This is a genomic window from Amycolatopsis sp. NPDC004378 (assembly GCF_053602455.1).
Genome location: NZ_JBSGDR010000014.1, coordinates 116,347 through 133,798, shown reverse-complemented (window position 1 = coordinate 133,798; position 17,452 = coordinate 116,347). Strand labels below are relative to the sequence as shown.

Annotated in this window: 11 protein-coding genes; all 11 read left to right on the top strand. The window is 70.8% G+C overall.

What is annotated here, in order from left to right:
* Positions 1 to 614 precede the first annotated feature (614 nt).
* The 11 genes from ACWEN0_RS33180 (at position 615) to ACWEN0_RS33130 (ending at position 17,450) form a co-directional block, all read left to right on the top strand.
* Positions 615 to 1,331, top strand: coding sequence for a glycoside hydrolase family 75 protein (locus ACWEN0_RS33180; protein ID WP_451982578.1), 717 nt, complete (start codon positions 615 to 617; stop codon positions 1,329 to 1,331).
* 384 nt (positions 1,332 to 1,715) lie between these two features.
* Positions 1,716 to 3,032, top strand: coding sequence for a nucleotide sugar dehydrogenase (locus tag ACWEN0_RS33175; protein WP_451982574.1), 1,317 nt, complete (start codon positions 1,716 to 1,718; stop codon positions 3,030 to 3,032).
* A complete protein-coding gene (locus ACWEN0_RS33170) occupies positions 3,022 to 4,203 on the top strand; it encodes a glycosyltransferase family 4 protein (RefSeq protein WP_451982571.1) in 1,182 nt (393 codons plus the stop codon). The genes ACWEN0_RS33175 and ACWEN0_RS33170 overlap by 11 nt, the downstream gene beginning before the upstream one ends.
* Positions 4,204 to 4,327: 124 nt before the next feature.
* Complete coding sequence (locus tag ACWEN0_RS33165) at positions 4,328 to 5,662, top strand: exopolysaccharide biosynthesis protein (protein WP_451982568.1); 1,335 nt, start codon at positions 4,328 to 4,330, stop codon at positions 5,660 to 5,662.
* The gene (locus tag ACWEN0_RS33160; protein WP_451982565.1) at positions 5,659 to 7,428 is read left to right on the top strand and encodes a Wzz/FepE/Etk N-terminal domain-containing protein; all 1,770 of its coding nucleotides are present in this window, start codon (positions 5,659 to 5,661) and stop codon (positions 7,426 to 7,428) included. Before ACWEN0_RS33165 ends, ACWEN0_RS33160 begins: the two co-directional genes overlap by 4 nt.
* A 34-nt stretch (positions 7,429 to 7,462) precedes the next feature.
* Entirely contained in the window at positions 7,463 to 9,367 is a 1,905-nt protein-coding gene (asnB, locus tag ACWEN0_RS33155) for an asparagine synthase (glutamine-hydrolyzing) (protein ID WP_451982562.1), read from the top strand.
* Positions 9,364 to 11,541 carry a bi-domain-containing oxidoreductase gene (locus tag ACWEN0_RS33150; RefSeq protein ID WP_451982560.1) on the top strand — a complete coding sequence of 726 codons (2,178 nt, stop codon included), beginning with the start codon at positions 9,364 to 9,366 and terminating at the stop codon, positions 11,539 to 11,541. The genes asnB and ACWEN0_RS33150 overlap by 4 nt, the downstream gene beginning before the upstream one ends.
* Complete coding sequence (locus ACWEN0_RS33145; protein ID WP_451982557.1) at positions 11,538 to 13,481, top strand: alginate lyase family protein; 1,944 nt, start codon at positions 11,538 to 11,540, stop codon at positions 13,479 to 13,481. The genes ACWEN0_RS33150 and ACWEN0_RS33145 overlap by 4 nt, the downstream gene beginning before the upstream one ends.
* A complete protein-coding gene (locus ACWEN0_RS33140) occupies positions 13,478 to 14,959 on the top strand; it encodes a right-handed parallel beta-helix repeat-containing protein (RefSeq protein WP_451982554.1) in 1,482 nt (493 codons plus the stop codon). Before ACWEN0_RS33145 ends, ACWEN0_RS33140 begins: the two co-directional genes overlap by 4 nt.
* On the top strand, positions 14,959 to 16,254 hold the full coding sequence (locus ACWEN0_RS33135) for an O-antigen ligase domain-containing protein (RefSeq protein WP_451982551.1): 1,296 nt from the start codon (positions 14,959 to 14,961) through the stop codon (positions 16,252 to 16,254). The genes ACWEN0_RS33140 and ACWEN0_RS33135 overlap by 1 nt, the downstream gene beginning before the upstream one ends.
* A complete protein-coding gene (locus ACWEN0_RS33130; protein ID WP_451982548.1) occupies positions 16,251 to 17,450 on the top strand; it encodes an HAD-IIIA family hydrolase in 1,200 nt (399 codons plus the stop codon). Before ACWEN0_RS33135 ends, ACWEN0_RS33130 begins: the two co-directional genes overlap by 4 nt.
* Positions 17,451 to 17,452 lie beyond the last annotated feature (2 nt).

Here is a 17,452-nt window from a genome sequence, read left to right as displayed (position 1 = left end):
TTGTTTCACTGGGGCTGGTTTGCGTGCGGTGGTCGGTGGGTTGCGGGCTGCTGTTTCGCCGAGGCTGATTCGCGTGCGGCGGCTGGTGGGTTGCGGGCTGCTGTTTCGCCGAGGCTGATTCGCGTGCGGTGGCCGGTGGGTGGTGAGCTGTTGTTTCACTGGGGCTGGTTTGCGTGCGGTGGTCGGTGGGTTGCGGGCTGCTGTTTCGCCGAGGCTGATTCGCGTGCGGCGGCTGGTGGGTTGCGAGCTGCCGTTGCGCCGGGGCTGGTTTGCGTGCGGCGGCAGGTCGCGCCGCGGCTGACCCGCGTGCCGTGGACCGGGTAGGTCGGCGCCTGGGCTGGATTCGCGCGGCGGGTTGCGAGCCGCCGGCTCGGCCGAGGCTGATTCGCGGCAGCTGACCGGCCCGCCGCGGATCGAGAACTGCCCACCAACTCCGTCCCGGCGATCGGAACACCTTCTCGAGCCCTCGCCCTCGGTGAGCAGCCTTTTCGTCAAGTCCGGCCGCATGATGGGAAATTCTCGGACCGGAAGGTCTTGAACCCGTCCTCCCGCGGGTGCATTCTGGTCGCCTCGCCGCCGTAAGGAAAGTTTCCTAACTAAAGGGAGCACCAGGAATGCGGAAACTGATCCTGCTCGCGACCATGGCGGTCGCCGCGGCCGTGATGCCGTCGGCGCTCGCGTCGGCCGCGCAAGCCCCGAATGCGCAAACCCCGAGTGCGCAAGCGAGGCCCGCCACCGTCGAAGCCGGGCCCACCGCGGCGCAGCTGCTCGCCAAGACCAGCGGCTGCAAGCAGATCTCGAACGGCAAGTACAAGACCGACGAGGACGTCTCGGCCAAGACCGTCGCCATCTGCGATGCCAACGGGGCCGTTTTCTGGAAAGCCGACATGGACATCGACTGCGATGGCCAGCGCAGCACGCAGTGCAACGAGAACACCGACTGCTGCTACCAGAACGACACCGCGTTCCACCAGTCCGACGGCAAGCCGCTCAACGCCGCGAAGCTGCCCTACATCGTCGTGCCGAGTTCCAGCAGCATCTGGAAGTACACCTCGTCGCAGCTGAAGGGCGGCGGCTCCTGCGCCGTGATCTACAACGGCAAGGTCGAGTACGCCGTCATCGGCGACACCGGGCCGACGCAGATCATCGGTGAAGCCTCCTACGCGACGGCGAAGGACCTCGGCATCAACCCCGACCCGTCCAACGGCGGTACCGACTCCGGCGTCACCTACATCTGCTTCAAGAACTCGACCGTCTCGCCGATCGAGAACCACAACAACGCGGTGAGCAAGGGGCAGAGCCTCGCCACCACCTTCGTGAACAACAACTGACGAACCGCGCACCGGGGGCCGATCCGTTCAAGACGGGCCGGCCCCCGGGCTGCCGTGCTGGGCCCATGAGCCCGCGCAACCACGGCTTCGGGGGGTCCGGGTGGCAGAGCCCCCGGCGCGGGGCGAAGCCGGTGGCGCGCCGCCGCGGCCGTGGTGGACCTGCACCCCGGAACGGAAACGGCTTCTCGGGACCCGCTGACCGAAACCGCGTCCAGCGGGTTGCTCGCCCACGTGCAACCTGCAATTCGAGACCCGATTTTTACGCGAAATCCGTTACGCCTGACGGCCTCCTCACGCTTTACCCCGTTCGCCGCGCCTCCGGTAACGATCCAGGGGGTCCCGCCGACCAACTTGAGGGTCGCGCGGAATAGCGGAGGTTTTGGCGTGAAGATCAGTGTCTTCGGACTCGGTTACGTCGGCTGTGTCTCCGCCGCGTGCCTGGCGGGGCAGGGCCACCGGGTGGTCGGCGTCGACGTCAACCCGGTCAAGATCGACCTCATCGCCCAGGGCAAGGCCCCGGTGGTCGAGGAGCGGATCGGCGAGCTGACGGCCGAAGTCGTCGCGAGCGGCGCGCTGAGAGCCACGACCGACGTCGCGGACGCCGTCGCCGACAGCGAGATCTCGCTCGTCTGCGTCGGCACGCCGTCGGCGCCGAACGGCAGCCTCTCCACCGTCTACCTCGAGCGCGTCGCCGAAGAGATCGGCGAAGCGATCGCGAAGAAGAGCGAACGGCACACCGTCGTCTTCCGCAGCACGATGCTCCCCGGCACCTGCCTGGACCTGCTGATCCCGATCTTGGAAAAGTCCTCGGGCCGCACCGCCGGCGTCGACTTCGGCGTCGCCGTGAACCCCGAGTTCCTGCGCGAGGGCACCAGCGTCCGCGACTTCTTCGACCCGCCGAAGACCGTGATCGGCGAGATCGACGCGGCCAGCGGCGACGCCGTCGCGGCGCTCTACGAAGGCCTGCCCGGCCCGGTCTTCCGCGTGCCGATCCCGGTCGCGGAGATGACGAAGTACGCCGACAACTCCTTCCACGGCCTCAAGATCGGCTTCGCGAACGAGCTCGGCGCGGTCTGCCGGGCCCTGGGGCTCGACTCGCACCAGGTGATCGACGTCTTCCTCGCCGACACCAAGCTCAACATCAGCCCGGCCTACCTGAGACCCGGGTTCGCGTTCGGCGGCTCGTGCCTGCCGAAGGACCTGCGCGGGCTGGTCTACGCCGCGCACCGCGCCGACGTCAGCGTGCCGATCCTGTCGCACGTGCTCGCGTCCAACGACGAACACCTGCAGCGCGCGTTCGACCTCGTCGCGCGCACCGGCAAGCGCAAGGTCGGGCTGTTCGGCCTCTCCTTCAAGCCGGGCACCGACGACCTGCGCGAGTCGCCGCTGGTCGAGCTGGCCGAGCGGCTGCTCGGCAAGGGCTACGACCTGAAGATCTACGACGCGAACGTCAGCCTCTCGCGGCTGATGGGCGCCAACCGCGAGTACATCGAGGGCCGGCTGCCGCACCTCGGCCAGCTGCTGGCCGGGTCCGTCGAAGAAGTCATGGACCACGCCGACGTCCTGCTCGTCGGCACCAAGGACCCGGACGTGCTGGCGGCCCTGCCGCACGGCGGCGACCGGGCGCTGATCGACCTCGTCCGCCTGCCCGACGCCGCGACGCGTCGCCTTGAAGAGGGATACGCCGGCCTTGCCTGGTAAAGCGCTCATCCTCGTCGAAAACCTCTCCGTCCCCTTCGACCGGCGCGTGTGGCAGGAGTCCACGACCCTGCGCGACGCCGGGTGGGAAGTCCACGTGATCTGCCCGCAGGGCACCAAACGCGACACCGAGGCGGAAGCCGTCGTCGACGGCGTCCACATCCACCGGTACCCGCTGAAGGCGGCGACCGGCGGGCCCGCCGGGTACCTGCAGGAGTACGGCAGCGCGCTGTGGCACACGCTGCGGCTGGCGCGGAAGGTCGGCCCGGTCGACGTCGTGCACGCCTGCAACCCGCCGGACCTGCTCTACCTGGTCGCGAAGTACCTGAAGCGCCAGGGCGCGCGGTTCGTCTTCGACCAGCACGACCTGTGCCCCGAGCTGTACCTCTCGCGCTTCGACCGCGGGCAGGACCTGCTGTACCGCGGGGTGTGCGCGCTCGAACGCGCCACCTACCGCGCCGCCGACGTCGTGATCGCGACGAACGAGAGCTACAAGCAGGTCGCCCGGATCCGCGGCGGCAAGCGGCCCGAAGACGTCTTCGTGGTGCGCAGCGCGCCGGTCGTCGAGCGGTTCCACGAAGTGCCCGTCGAGCCCGAGCTGAAGAAGGGCAAGCCCTTCATGCTCGCCTACCTCGGTGTGATGGGCCCGCAGGACGGCGTCGACTACGCCCTGCGCGCGCTCGCGAAGCTGCGGGACGAGGTCGGGCGGACCGACTGGCACGCGGTGTTCGTCGGCTCCGGCGACGCCTTCGACGACATGGTCGCGCTTTCGGCGAAGCTCGGGCTGAGCAACCAGGTCGAGTTCACCGGCCGGATCTCCGACGAGGACCTCGTGCGGTACCTGTCGACCGCCGACGTCTGCCTCTCGCCGGACCCGCTGAACCCGCTCAACGACGTCTCCACGATGAACAAGGTCATGGAGTACATGGCCATGAGCAAGCCGATCGTCTCCTTCGAACTGCGCGAGGCGCGCGTTTCGGCCGGCGACGCGGCGGTCTACGCCCCGGCGAACGACGAATCGGCGTTCGCGAAGCTCGTCTCCCAGCTGCTCGACGACCCCGAAGAGCGGGTCCGGATGGGCAAGCTCGGCCAGGCCAGGGTGGCCGGCGCGCTCTCGTGGGAGAACTCGGCGAAGAACCTCATCGCCGCATATGAGCACGCTGTGAAGTCCTGATCGCCGTTCGGTCAAGAAGTCACGACACGTGTAACCAATGCTCCCGGTCCGACGACGGTTCGGGTAACCGGCCGATCAAGCCACATCCGTTCGGCGTACCCGCTCAGGAATGGAGATACCGCCGTTGACTGACGACACGGTGCGCCTGGCCCTGATCGGGCAGGTTCTCCGCCGGCGCTGGCGGCTCTTGGCCGCGCTCGCCGTCCTGGGCGCGGCCGCCGGGTTCGGCGCGTCCGTACTGTTCTCACCCGGCTACGAAACGACGTCGAGCGTCCTGCTGCAAGGGCCGCGGCAGGCCGACGAACTGCTCACCCAGGCCGAGGTGGCGACCAGCTCGGTCGTCCTCGAGCGCGCCGCCGCGCAGCTGTCGTGGCACCCGAGCGGCAACGACCTGAAGAACCAGATCACCACCGCGGCCGCGAACGGCAACATCGTGACCATCACCGCGTCCGCCGACACCGCCGAGCACGCCCAGCAGCTCGCCGACCAGGTCGCGCAGCAGTACGTGAAGTACGCCGGGCAGCTGGCGACCAACTCGGGCGACGCGTCCTCGCAGCTCGCGGACGAGCAGCGCGAAGCACTGCGCCAGCAGGTCCGGCAGGCCACCCAGAAGATCGACGACCTCGCCAAGGACAACGGCGGGAACCTCACCGTCGAGAGCGTCCAGGCCCGGACCCAGCTCGAAGGCCTCCGGACGTCCCTGGACCAGGCGATGAAGGCGCTCGGCGCCGCCGACGCCACCGTCGGCAGCAACAACGCGGTCGCGATGGGCACCGCGCCCGCCCCGAACGGCCAGGCCTCGCCGACGCCGGTGCAGTTCACCGTCGGCGGGGCGCTCGCGTTCCTGGTGATCGGGATCTTCGGCCACCTCGTGGCGTACCGCCGGGACCGCCGGCTGCGGCAGCAGGACGAAATCGCCGCCGCGCTCGGCGCCCGGGTGCTCGCGCTCGTCGACGTCGAACCGGCGCCGGCGGCGGGGAAGGCGGCCGCCGGCCTGACCGGCCGGGTCCGGCACCTGCTCGGGGCCGACCGGCCCTGGCTGCTGCCGCCGGTCGCGGTCGCCGAGGGCGACAGCCAGCGCGAAATCCGGTTCCGCCGGGTGCTGGAGCACCTCGACGCCGACGCACGCGGTGTCCTCCTGCTGGTGCCGGACGACGACCCGGGCTCGGGGACGGCCGCCGAAGGGCTCGCCGAAGTCGCGGAGCGGATGGGCGTCCCGGCCCGGGTCTGCCGGGTGTCGCCCGAACGGCCCCTGGTCCCGGACGGCGAAGACACCGCCGTCGTCGTGACCGGCCTCGGCACCCGGATCGACTGGGAGCTGGCCGAACTCACCGCGGCCGCCGCCGAAGCCGGGCGTGAAATCGCCGGCGTGGTCGTCACCTGTCCCGTGCTGTCCTCCGGCCACGAGCCCTCGTCCACCTCCGGGGCTCCCGGCGAAGCCATGGCAGGTCGACCGTGACGAACCCGAACACCCAGGCAGCGCCGCTGATCGACCTCCAGCGGCTGGTCGTCTCGATCCGCCGCCGCAAGCGCTTCTGGCTGGGCACCGCGCTGCTCGGCCTGCTCGGCGGCGCGGCGGTCACGGTCTTCATGCCCCCGCCGCCCACCGCGGTGGTGACGATGATGATCGCGCACGCGCAGGACTCGCCGACCGACAGCGGCTCGCTGATGCGCACCGACGTCACGGTCCTCCAGACGACCCAGATCGCCGGCCAGGCCCTGAAGGCGATCGGCAGCACCGAACGGCCCGAAGACTTCGCCAAGGAGTACACGGGCCTCGGGCTGAGCAACAACATCATGCAGGTCACGGTCAAGGCGAAGACCGGCCCGGACGCCGTCGCCAAGGCGAAGGCGCTGGCCGACACCTTCATCGCCGACCACGTGAAGCGGGACAAGGAAGTCGCCGACGCGCAGGCGAAGGCCCTGCTCGACCAGCGCAAGACCGCGCAGGACGAGCTGGCCACGGTCGACCAGCAGGTCAACGACGAGACGGCCAAGGGCCGCAACTCCAACCCCAGCACCCTCGAAGGGCTCTACAGCCGCCGCGCCGCGCTGACGTCGCAGATCTCGGACTTCTCCTCGCGCGCCCAGCAGGCCGGGATCGGCAACCCGCAGGTGACCGCGGGGACGCAGGTCGTCGACGCGGCCCGGCAGCTGCCCAGCGCGATGCTGAAGACCGCCGGCCTGAACGGCGCCATCGGGCTCGGGCTCGGCCTGGCGCTCGGGCTCGCGTTCGCCGCCGTCGCCGCGATCTCGCGGGACAAGCCCGTGCTGCGCGGCGAGATCTCCGCCGGGCTCGGCGCGTCGGTCATCGCGCAGCTGCGGAGCAAGCTGCCCGGGCCGGCCCGGTTCTGGCGGCGCTCGCGGGCCGTGTCCGACCGCAAGCGCGTCGCCACGACCCTGGTCCGCGCCATCCGGAAGGACCGGCCACAGGTGTCGCTGCTGGAGCTTGGCGCGCCCAAGGTCGCCGCCGCGCTCGCCCTCGACATCGCCGAGGAGCTGGCCGCCGACGGCACGGCGAGCGTCGTCGACGACCTGCCGCACGAGGACGTCCGCAAGCTCGTGGCCGAGACCAAGAGCACGGTCACCGTGGTCGGGGCGGGCGACCCCGAGCCCGGGCCGGACGAGCGCCGCATCGGCGTCGGCTCGGTCGCACCGGGCACGGCGTGGACGGACCTCGAACACCTCGGCAAGGAGACCGTGCTGGTCGTCAAGGCCGGGCACGCGAACACCCTGTGGCTGCACACGGTCGCGCGGCAGCTCGCCGACGAGGAGATCCCGATCATCGGCGTCGTGCTGGTCGACCCGGACCCGCGCGACAAGTCCGACGGCACGCTGTGGGACGGCCTGCACACGGCCCTGCGCGGCCGCGCCAAGAGCCGGCCGCCGGTGCAGCGCGTCCCGGTCGTCGAGCACGAGGACCGGATCGACGAGCTGGCCGCCCGCATCGCCGAGCGCGTCGCGGTCGTGGAACCGCCGACGCGGCGGATCGCACCGGTCCGGCCGGTGGCCCCGCCGCCGAAGCCGGTCGAGAAGCCCGCTCCGCCGCTGCCGGAGCCCGGGCAGGTCAGCGTGCCGGACCACCTGGACGCGCCGACGAAGAAGTTCGCCCCGGTCAAACCGCCGAAGCGGCCGACGCCGTTCAAGCGCGACCACGGCGAACCGACGCACAAAGGCGAACTGAACGCCGACCTCGAGCCAGAAAAGAGCGCGGAGGTCTCCTGACCACCGCGCCGCGACGAAGGGGAGCCCACTCGGGATGTGCGGCATCGCAGGCACCTACCTCTGGCCGGACGGCGGTCCGCTCACCGACCGGCTGACCAAGACGCTGGCCCACCGCGGGCCGGACGGCTCCGGCCGCTACGACCACGCCGCCGGCGCCGGCGACGTCCACTTGGGACACCGGCGGCTCTCGATCGTCGACCTGACCGAGACCGGGGCCCAGCCGATGGTCCTCGACGGCCTCGCGCTGAGCTACAACGGCGAGCTGTACAACGCGCCGGAGCTGCGGGCCGAACTCGAGGCCGCGGGCGTGCGGTTCCGCGGCACGTCCGACACCGAGGTGCTGCTGCAGGCGTGGCGGCGCTGGGGCACGGACTGCCTGGCGAAGCTGCGCGGGATGTTCGCCTTCGCGATGTTCGAAGAGGGCACTGGCGAGCTGTTCCTGGTCCGCGACCAGCTGGGCATCAAGCCGCTGTTCTTCGTGCGGCGCGGGGGCGGGGTCGTCTTCGCGTCGGAGCTGAAAGCGCTGGCCGGTGAGCTGGGCGGGTCGCTGCAGGTCGACAACGCCGCGCTCATCGCGTCGCTGCTCTACTACTGGGTGCCCGACAGCCGGTGCGCCTACCAGGGCGCGGAGAAGCTGCCGCCGGGCACGTGGCTGCGCTGCCGCCCGGACGGGCAGGTCGACCGCGGCCGGTTCTGGTCGCTGCGGGAGGTCGCCGAGGAGGGCGCGGCCTTCGACGGCGAACTCGACCTGCACGAGGTGATCGCCGAGTCGACGGCCAAGCACCTGATCTCCGACGTCCCGGTCGCGACGTTCCTCTCGGGTGGCCTGGACTCCAGCTACCTGACGGCGCTGGCCGCTCGGGCGCGGCCCGGGATCTCCGCCTACACCATCGGGTTCCGCGCCGAGGACGCCAAGTTCGAGGCCATGCCGGACGACCTCAAGTACGCCCGGATCGTCGCGCGGCAGTTCGGCGTCGACCTGCACGAGATCGAGATCGCGCCGCAGGTGCTCGACCTGCTGCCGAAGATGACCTACCACCTCGACGAGCCGATCGGCGACCCGGCGGCGATCAACTCGTTCCTCATCTGCACGGCCGCGCGCGACGCCGGCGTCAAGGTGATGCTGTCCGGGATGGGCGCCGACGAGCTGTTCGCCGGCTACCGCAAGCACCTCGCGAACCTGATCGCGTTGCGCTACCACAAGGTTCCGGGCGCGGTCCGCAGGCCGGTCGAGTCCATCGTGGACCGGTTGCCGGTGGCGTCGGCCAAGCGCGGGTACCGGTCGGTGCGGTTCGCCAAGCGGTTCCTGTCCTTTGCGGGCCTGCCCGAGGAAACGGCGTTCCGGCGCAGCTACACGATGTACGACCGCGCGGAGCTGCTCGACCTGGTCAACCCGGACTTCGCGGCGGACGTCGACGCCGTCCTGACCGAGCACGCCGACACCTACCACGACCAGGCGCTCGACGACTTCGTCAACCGGATGTGCCTGGCCGACTCGCGGATGTTCCTGCCCGGCCTGAACCTGACCTACACCGACCGGTCGACGATGGCGGCGTCCACCGAGGTGCGGACGCCGTTCGTCGACGTCGAGGTCGTGCGGGCCGCGTTCAAGGTCCCCGGCCGCGAGAAGATCGTCGGCCGCGCCGGGAAGATGGCGCTGAAGAAGGCCGCGGAGAACATCCTGCCCGGCGAGATCGTGCACCGGCCGAAGGGCCTGTTCAGCGCGCCGCTGCGGGCCTGGATGAGCCGCGACCTGGCGCCGCTGGTGCGGGAAGTCGTCAACGAAGGCGTGCTCGTCGAGTCCGGGTTCCTCCGCCGCGAAGCGCTGCAGCGCATGGTCGCCGAGGACGCGGCCGGCCAGGAGGACCGCGGCAAGCACCTCTGGCACGTCCTGACCCTCGAATACTGGTACCGGAACGCATTGGCGGGAGCGAAGTGAAGCAGGTAGTCCAGAACTACAAGAGCGGTGAGCTGGCACTGCTCGAGGTCCCCGAGCCGGCCTGCAAGCCGGGCGGGGTGCTCGTCCGCACGGTGTATTCGCTGATCTCGACCGGCACCGAGATGATGAAGGTGTCCGAGGCGAGCATGTCCCTGGTGGGCAAGGCGAAGGCCCGCCCGGACCAGGTCGCGAAGGTCATGCAGAGCGTGGCCACCAACGGGCTCGCCGCGACCTACCGCAAGGTGACGTCCAAACTGGACTCCTACACCCCGCTCGGCTACTCGCTGTGCGGCGTCGTCGAGCAGGTCGGCGAAGGCATCACCGACGTCGCGGTCGGCGACCTCGTGGCCTGCGCGGGCAACGAGCACGCCCTGCACTCCGAGCTGAACTGGGTACCCAAGAACCTCTACTCGCGCGTCCCGGCCGGCGTCGACCCGCGGCACGCGGCGTTCGGCACCGTCGGCTCGATCGCCATGCAGGGCGTCCGCCGAGGCGAGCCGCAGATCGGCGACGTCGCCCTGGTCATCGGCCTCGGCCTGATCGGCCAGCTCGTGGTGCAGCTGCTGGTGTCCTCCGGCGTGCGCGTCTTCGGCGTCGACCCCGACCCGGAGCGCTGCAAGCTCGCCGAAAGCCTCGGCGCGCTGACCTGCGCGCACCCGGGCTCGGGCATCGTCGACACCGCCGTCGCCGAGCTGACGCACGGCGCGGGCGTCGACCAGACCTACCTCGCCGCCGGCGGCAACACGAACGACCCGGTCGAGCTGGCCGCGAAGCTGTCGCGCGACCGCGGCCGCGTGATCGACATCGGCAAGTGCAAGCTCGACCTGCCGTGGAACGCCTACTACGAAAAGGAACTGGACGTCCGGTTCTCCCGCTCGTACGGCCCGGGCCGCTACGACCCGTCCTACGAGCTCGAAGGCCGCGACTACCCGATCGGCCAGGTCCGCTGGACCGAGCGCCGCAACCTCGAGTGCGTCCTGGACCTGATCGCGCGCGACCGCCTCGACGTCGAGCCCCTGATCACGCACGTTTCGGACTTCTCGTCGGCGGTCGAGACGTACCAGGCGCTCAACGAGGGCGAGCTGAAAGCCGTCGCGGTGCTGTTCCGCTACCCGGACGCGGTCGCCAGGACCGAGCCGGTCGTGACGGCCGCGCGCGTCGGGCTGGTCGAGCACAAGGCCGCGCCGCTGCCGGCCGGGCAGCCGGTGCGGCTGGGCTTCATCGGCGCCGGGAACTACGCGTCGTCGATGCTGCTGCCGCACCTCGTGGAACGCGACGACGTCCGCCTCGAGCACGTCGCGACGACGTCGGCGCTCTCCGGCGCCAACGCGCGCCGCAAGTTCGGCTTCGCCGAGGCGTCCACCGACATCGACAACGTCCTCGGCGACGACTCGATCGACGCGGTGTTCGTCGTGACGCGCCACAGCTCGCACGCCGAGCTGACCCGCCGCGCGCTGCTGGCGGGCAAGACGGTGTTCGTCGAGAAGCCCCTCGCGCTCTCGCCCGAGGAACTGCAGAAGGTGCTCGACGCGATCGAGGAGTCCGGCAACGACCGGCTCCAGGTCGGCTTCAACCGCCGCTTCGCGCCGCTGCTGCACGAAGCCCGCGGCCAGTTCGGCCCGCGCGTCGGCCCGGCCACCGTCCGGTACCTGGTCAACGCCGGCCGCCTCGACCACGGCAGCTGGTACAACCAGACCGCCACCGAGGGCTCCCGCTTCGCCGGTGAGGGCGGGCACTTCATCGACACCGTGAGCTGGCTGCTCGACGCCGACCCGGTCTCGGTCTACGCCACCGGCGACCTCCAGGTGACCCTCGGGTACGAGGACGGCTCGACGGCCGTCATCACCTACGCGGAGACCGGCTCGTCCGGCTTCCCGAAGGAGACCCTCGACCTCACCGCGGACGGCAAGGTCCTGAAGTTCGACGACTTCGTCCGCGCTTCGGTGTACTCGCGCAAGAAGTGGGCCAGCTCGCGGATCCCCAAGGGCCGCGACAAGGGCCAGGCCGCCGAGGTCAACGCCTTCCTCGAGGCCGTCCGCACGGGTGGCCCGATGCCGATCTCCGTCGCGTCGATGGCCGCGACGACCCTCGCCACGCTCGCCGCGCAGACGAGCGTCGCCAACGCGGCGCCGGTCCGGATCGAGCTGCCGCGGAAGGCGGGTGCCCCGGCATGATGGGTCCCGGCTGGTACCTGCGCCGGCTGTCCCGGATGGGGCCGGCGGAGGTCGTCGGGCGCGCGCGGCACGCCGTCGTCCAGCGGCGGTGGCGGTCCGAGCCGCCCGAGCCGCCGCTCTGGCCTTCGCACCCGCGCTTCACGGCGGTGCTGCCGGACGGCGTGCTGGGCAAGGTGTCCGGCGAAGGCGTCAAGCGGCTGCTGGTCACCGCCGACGAGCTGATGGCGGGCCGCGCCGAGTACTTCGGCGTCGTCCGCACGGACCTCGTGGCGCCGGACTGGTTCCTCGACCCGAAGACCGGCCGGCGTGCGCCGCACGACGGCTACGCCTTCGACGTGCCGTACCGGTCGGAGGACGCGGTCGGCGACATCAAGCAGATCTGGGAGCCGTCGCGCCACCAGCACCTGACCGTGCTGGCCGCGGCGTACGCCCTGACCGGCACCTCGGCGTACGCGGAGCGCGTGGCCGAGCACCTGCGGTCGTGGTGGGCGGCCAACCCGCCGCTGCGCGGGCCGCACTGGATCAGCGGCATCGAGCTGGGCATCCGGCTGCTGTCGTGGGTCTGGACGCGCCGCCTGCTCGACGGCTGGGCCGGCGTCGACGAACTGTTCGAGGACAACCCGGACTTCCAGCTCCAGCTGTGGCACCACCAGAACTGGCTCTCGACGCTGCGCAGCCACGGCTCGTCGGCGAACAACCACGTGATCGCCGAGGACGCCGGCCTGCTGGCCGCGGCGTGCGCGTTCGGCTGGTTCCCGGAGTCGGCGGACTGGCGGACCGAGGCGATGCGCTCGCTGGACGTCCAGCTGGGCCGCAACACCTTCGAGTCCGGCCTCAACGCCGAACTGGCGTCCGAGTACCACGGCCTGGTGCTGGAGCTGGGCCTCGCGGCGGCGGTCGAGGCCGACGTCGCGGGCACGCCGGTGCCGGAAAGCACGTGGGCCGTGCTGCTCCGGATGTCCGACGCGCTGGCGTCCATTGTGGACGACCGGCTCCGGCCGCCGCGGCAGGGCGACGCCGACGACGGCTACGGCCTGGTCGTCGACGGCGCCGAGACCGACCGCTGGGCTTCGCTGCTTTCCACCGGCGAGGCGCTCTTCGGCCGTCTGGACTGGTGGCCGGCGGTCCCGGGTGACGACGTCCGGACGCCGCTGCTGGCGTCCTTGGCCCTCCGGACCCCGCGAGCCTCGGGCGTCCGGCCCGACCGGCGCCCGGCGCAGCTGCGGGACGCGGGCATGACCATCCTGCGCTCGGGACGCGTCTGGGCCCGCTGCGACGGCGGCCCGCACGGCTTCCTGTCGATCGCCGCGCACGCCCACGCGGACGCGCTCTCGGTCGAGGTCCGCCACGACGGCGTCGACATCCTCGCCGACCCCGGCACCTTCTGCTACCACGGCGAACCGCAGTGGCGGTCGTACTTCCGCTCGACGCTCGGCCACAACACCCTCGAACTGGACGGCACCGACCAGTCGGTGTCCGGCGGGCCGTTCCTGTGGACGCGGCACGCGGTCACGAAGGTGCTCGCCGTGCACACCCCGGAGGACGGCCCGTCGCGCTGGTCGGCGGCGCACGACGGCTACGCCCCGGCGGTCCACCGCCGCACGGTGGAACTGGCCGGCGCCGACCTGACGATCACCGACGAGGTGCTCCGCGCGGAGGGCACGACCGTCCGGCTCGCGTTCCACTTCGGCCCCGACGTGCGGGTCGTGCTGGACGAGAGCCGTGCCCGGCTGTCGTGGGAGCGTGACGGCGAGCGCCGCACGGCGGCGCTGACCCTGCCGGAGTCCCTCACGTGGACGTCGCACCGCGGCGAGCAGGAGCCGCCGCTCGGCTGGTACTCGCCGGGCTTCGGCGTCCGGGAACCGGCGACCACGCTCGTCGGCACCGGCCGCGCCGTCCCCGGCCGGACGTTGACCACCCGCCTCGGTTTCGCGTCATGAAGCGGCCGCTCGGGGTCCTTTTCGGAGCGCTCCTGCTGACGCTGGGGGCGTGCACCGCCGAGCCGCCGCCGGACAACACGCCGAAGGTCGCCGCCGTCTGCGGGCACCTGCCGGCGGGGCCGGCGACCGCGCCGGCCGGCGCCGTGACCGTCGACCCGGCGGTCCGCGGCGACCTCGTCGCCAAGACGGCGGCGAACCCGCCCGGCACCACGTTCTGGCTCGCCCCCGGCACGCACACGCTGGCCGACGGCGAGTACGAGCAGGTGGCCCCGAAGGAGGGCGACCACTACATCGGCGCGCCCGGCGCGATCGTCGACGGCCGGCAGGTGAACCGGTACGCCTTCACCGGCAAGTCGGCGAAGGTGACCATCGAGCACCTGACCGTCACCAACTTCCGGACGCCCGACAACGAGGGCGCGGTGAACCACGACTCCGGTCCGGAGTGGACGATCCAGGACAACGACCTCTCCGGCAACCTCGGCGCCGCGGTGATGGCGGGGACCCACCAGGTGCTGAAGGGCAACTGCCTGCGCAACAACGGCCAGTACGGCCTCAACGGCTGCTGCGGCGAGCTCGGCAAGCTCGTCGTCGAGGGCAACGAGTTCGTCGGCAACAACGCCGAGGACGTCGAGAAGAAGTATTCCGAAGGGTGCGGCTGCAGCGGGGCGATGAAGCTCTGGATGGTCGACGGCGCCGACATCCGCGGGAACTGGATCCACGACAACCGCGGCCCCGGCATCTGGGCGGACACGAACAACAACGACTTCCTGATCGAAGGCAACGTCATCGAAAACAACGACGACGCCGCGATCTTCTACGAAGCCAGCTACAACGCGACCATCCGCGACAACCTCATCAAGGGGAACAACCTCGTCACCGGGCGCAAATACGTCCAGAAGGACGACAGTTTCCCGGTCGCCGCGATCTACATTTCCGAATCCGGCGGGGAACCGCGCGTCCCGGCGCGAACCGCGAAGATCGAGATCGCCGGCAACACGATGGAGAACAACTGGTCCGGCATCACGCTGTGGGAAAACGCGGACCGCTTCTGCAACAGCCCGGCCAACTCTTCGACCGGCCTGTGCACGCGCCTGGTCCCGAACGTCTCGCAGTGCGCGGCACCGGCCATCGGAAAGGACCCGCTGCGCGGTGACTGCCGGTGGAAGACGCAGAACGTCGACATCCACGACAACCGGTTCGCCGTCGACCCGGCCGTGATCGACTGCCGCGCGATGTGCGCCCGGATGGGGTTGCTGTCCAACTTCGGCACCACACCCGACTGGTCGCCGTACAAGGACGACGCGGTCGAGCAGGCCATCACCTTCCACCAGAACAACCGGTGGCACGACAACCGCTACTCCGGGCCGTGGACGTTCGTGCCCGAGGAAGCCAGCAAGGTCGTCGACCCCGCGCAGTGGCAGTCCACGCTGTACAAGCAGGACCAGGGCAGCACGTTCGACCCGGCCGGAGGCAGCTGATGACGCGAGGGGACACCGCGCCGGACGTGCCGCGCACCGCACAGGCCGTGAAGGTCGTCTGCGTCGTGTGGTCCCTGCTCGTCTTCAACACCCTGGGCTCGCTCGGCCCGTCCATCCTGCCGATCCCGCGCTCGGTCGAGCAGATCCTCACCATGTCGTCGGTCGGGTTCGCGTTCGTGCTCGCGCTGGCGATCAACCCGCGGTTCAAGCTCCGGCCGAGCGCGTACCTGCTGCTGCTGACCCTGATGCTCGTGGGCAGCCTGGCCGGCAGCGCGCGGCTGGCGTCCGGCTGGGGCTCGCTGTTCCGGTGCGCGCGCTTCGCCCTGTTCATCGGCACGTTGTGGCTGATCAGCCCGTGGATGGACAACGTGCTGCGCTTCGTCAAGCACCACGTGCGCGTGCTGACCGCCCTGCTCGTCACGGTTGCGATCGGCCTGGGAGTCGCGCCCGGCATGGCGCTGGCCCAGGACAACGAAGGGCGGCTCACGGGGGTGCTGTGGCCGCTCACCGCGACCCAGGTCGGGCAGTACGCGGCGATCGCGATCGGGCTCAGCGTGCTGCTCTGGCTGAACAAGCTCACCACCGGCCGGAGCGTCGCGATCATCTCGGGCCCGGCCCTCGTGCTGCTGCTGCTCACCCATACCCGGACCGCGACGGCGGGCCTGGTGGTCGGCCTGGCCGTGGCGGGCCTGTCGATGCTGCTCACCAGCGCCCGGGCCCGGAAGGTGGTGATGTGGGGCATCGCGGTGGCGGGCGCCGGAACCGTGCTGCTCGGCGCGTTCATCCAGGCCTGGCTGCTGCGCGGGCAGGACAAGGAGAACTTCGCCAACCTCACCGGCCGGGCGAAGGTGTGGGGCCGCCTGCTGGACATGCCGCGGACGTGGTTCGAGCAGGTTTTCGGCACGGGATTGTCCAACAAGTCGTTCGACGGCTTGCCGATCGACAACAGCTGGCTCGCCGTTTACCACGAACAGGGCTACATGGGTGTCGTGATCGTGGTGCTTTTCCTGCTGACGCTCGTCGTCTCCGCGATTTCCCGGGCCCCGTCACCGGCGCGGGCGTGCGCGTTGTTCCTCGTCAGCTACTGCCTGCTCGCTTCCTACACCGAAGCCGGACTCGGTGACGCGTCGCCCTATCTGCTCCACCTGGCGCTCGCTTCCTGGTTGCTCACCACCCCGACGCCGGACGTAACGATGCCCCTGGCGGGGACGACCTCAAAGGCGCGGGCGCGAAATTCTCCGGTGCGGGACCGCCCCGCGCCCATTCCGACAAAGGTGAAGGTGGTCGAACCGTGAGCCGACCAGGGGTGCTGCTCGACCGAGACGGCACGATCATCGTGGACAGCGGCTACGTCGGTTCGGTCGACCGGGTCGAGTTCATCGACGGCGCGATCGAAGCCATCGCGGCGCTCAACCGCGCCGGCCTCCCGGTGGCCGTGGTCACCAACCAGGCCGGGGTCGCCCGCGGCTACTACGGCATCGAAGACGTCGAGCAGGTCCACAAGTACATGATCGCCGAGCTGGCCCGGCACGGCGCGCACATCGACCTCTGGCTGTTCTGCCCGTACCACACCGACGGCGTCATCCCGGCCTTCGCGCGGCCGAGCGCCGACCGCAAGCCCGGTCCCGGCATGGCCCTGGCCGCCGCGCAGGCCCTCGACCTCGACCTGACCGCCTCGTGGGTGGTCGGCGACAGCCCGTCGGACGTCGGGCTCGCGGAGGCCGTGGGCGCGCGGGCCCTGCACGTCGGGCCGCCCAGTTCGGCCGTGCACGGCGTCGACACCTACCCGGACCTCGCCGCCGCCGTCCGGGTCATCCTCGGCGCCGACGACCTCAAGGCCCCGCCCGGGCACACCACCGCCGAAGGGGTGCCGAAGTTCCCGTCCGCGCGCTTCCACCGGGCGGACTCCTACGGCGGCGCGTACGTCAACGAGATCACCCGCGCGTTCGGCACGGTCGACCTCGAGCAGATCAGCCGCGCGGCGAAGGTCCTGACCGCGGCCCACGACCGGGACGCGACGATCTTCGCCTGCGGCAACGGCGGGTCGGCCTCGATCGCCAACCACCTCCAGTGCGACCACCTGAAGGGCGTCCGCAACGGGACCGGGCTCACCACGCGGGTGCACAGCCTGTCGACGAACGTCGAGCTGTTCAGCGCGATCGCGAACGACCTCGGGTACGAGCAGGTCTTCGAGTACCAGCTCCAGTCCCAGGCCCGCGCGGGCGACGTCCTCATCGTCATCTCGTCGTCCGGCCGGTCGCCGAACATCGTGCGCGCCCTCGAGTGGGCCGCCGCCCACGAGGTGCCGACGATCGCCTTCACCGGCTTCGAAGGCGGCCCGGCCCGCAGCAAGGCGACGGTTTCGGTCCACGTCGACTCCGTCAACTACGGCGTGATCGAAGACGTCCACCAAGGCTGCATGCACCTGCTGGCCCAGTACGTCCGACAAGCGAGGATGACCCCCGATGCCGTTGTCTCCCAGACGTTCTGACC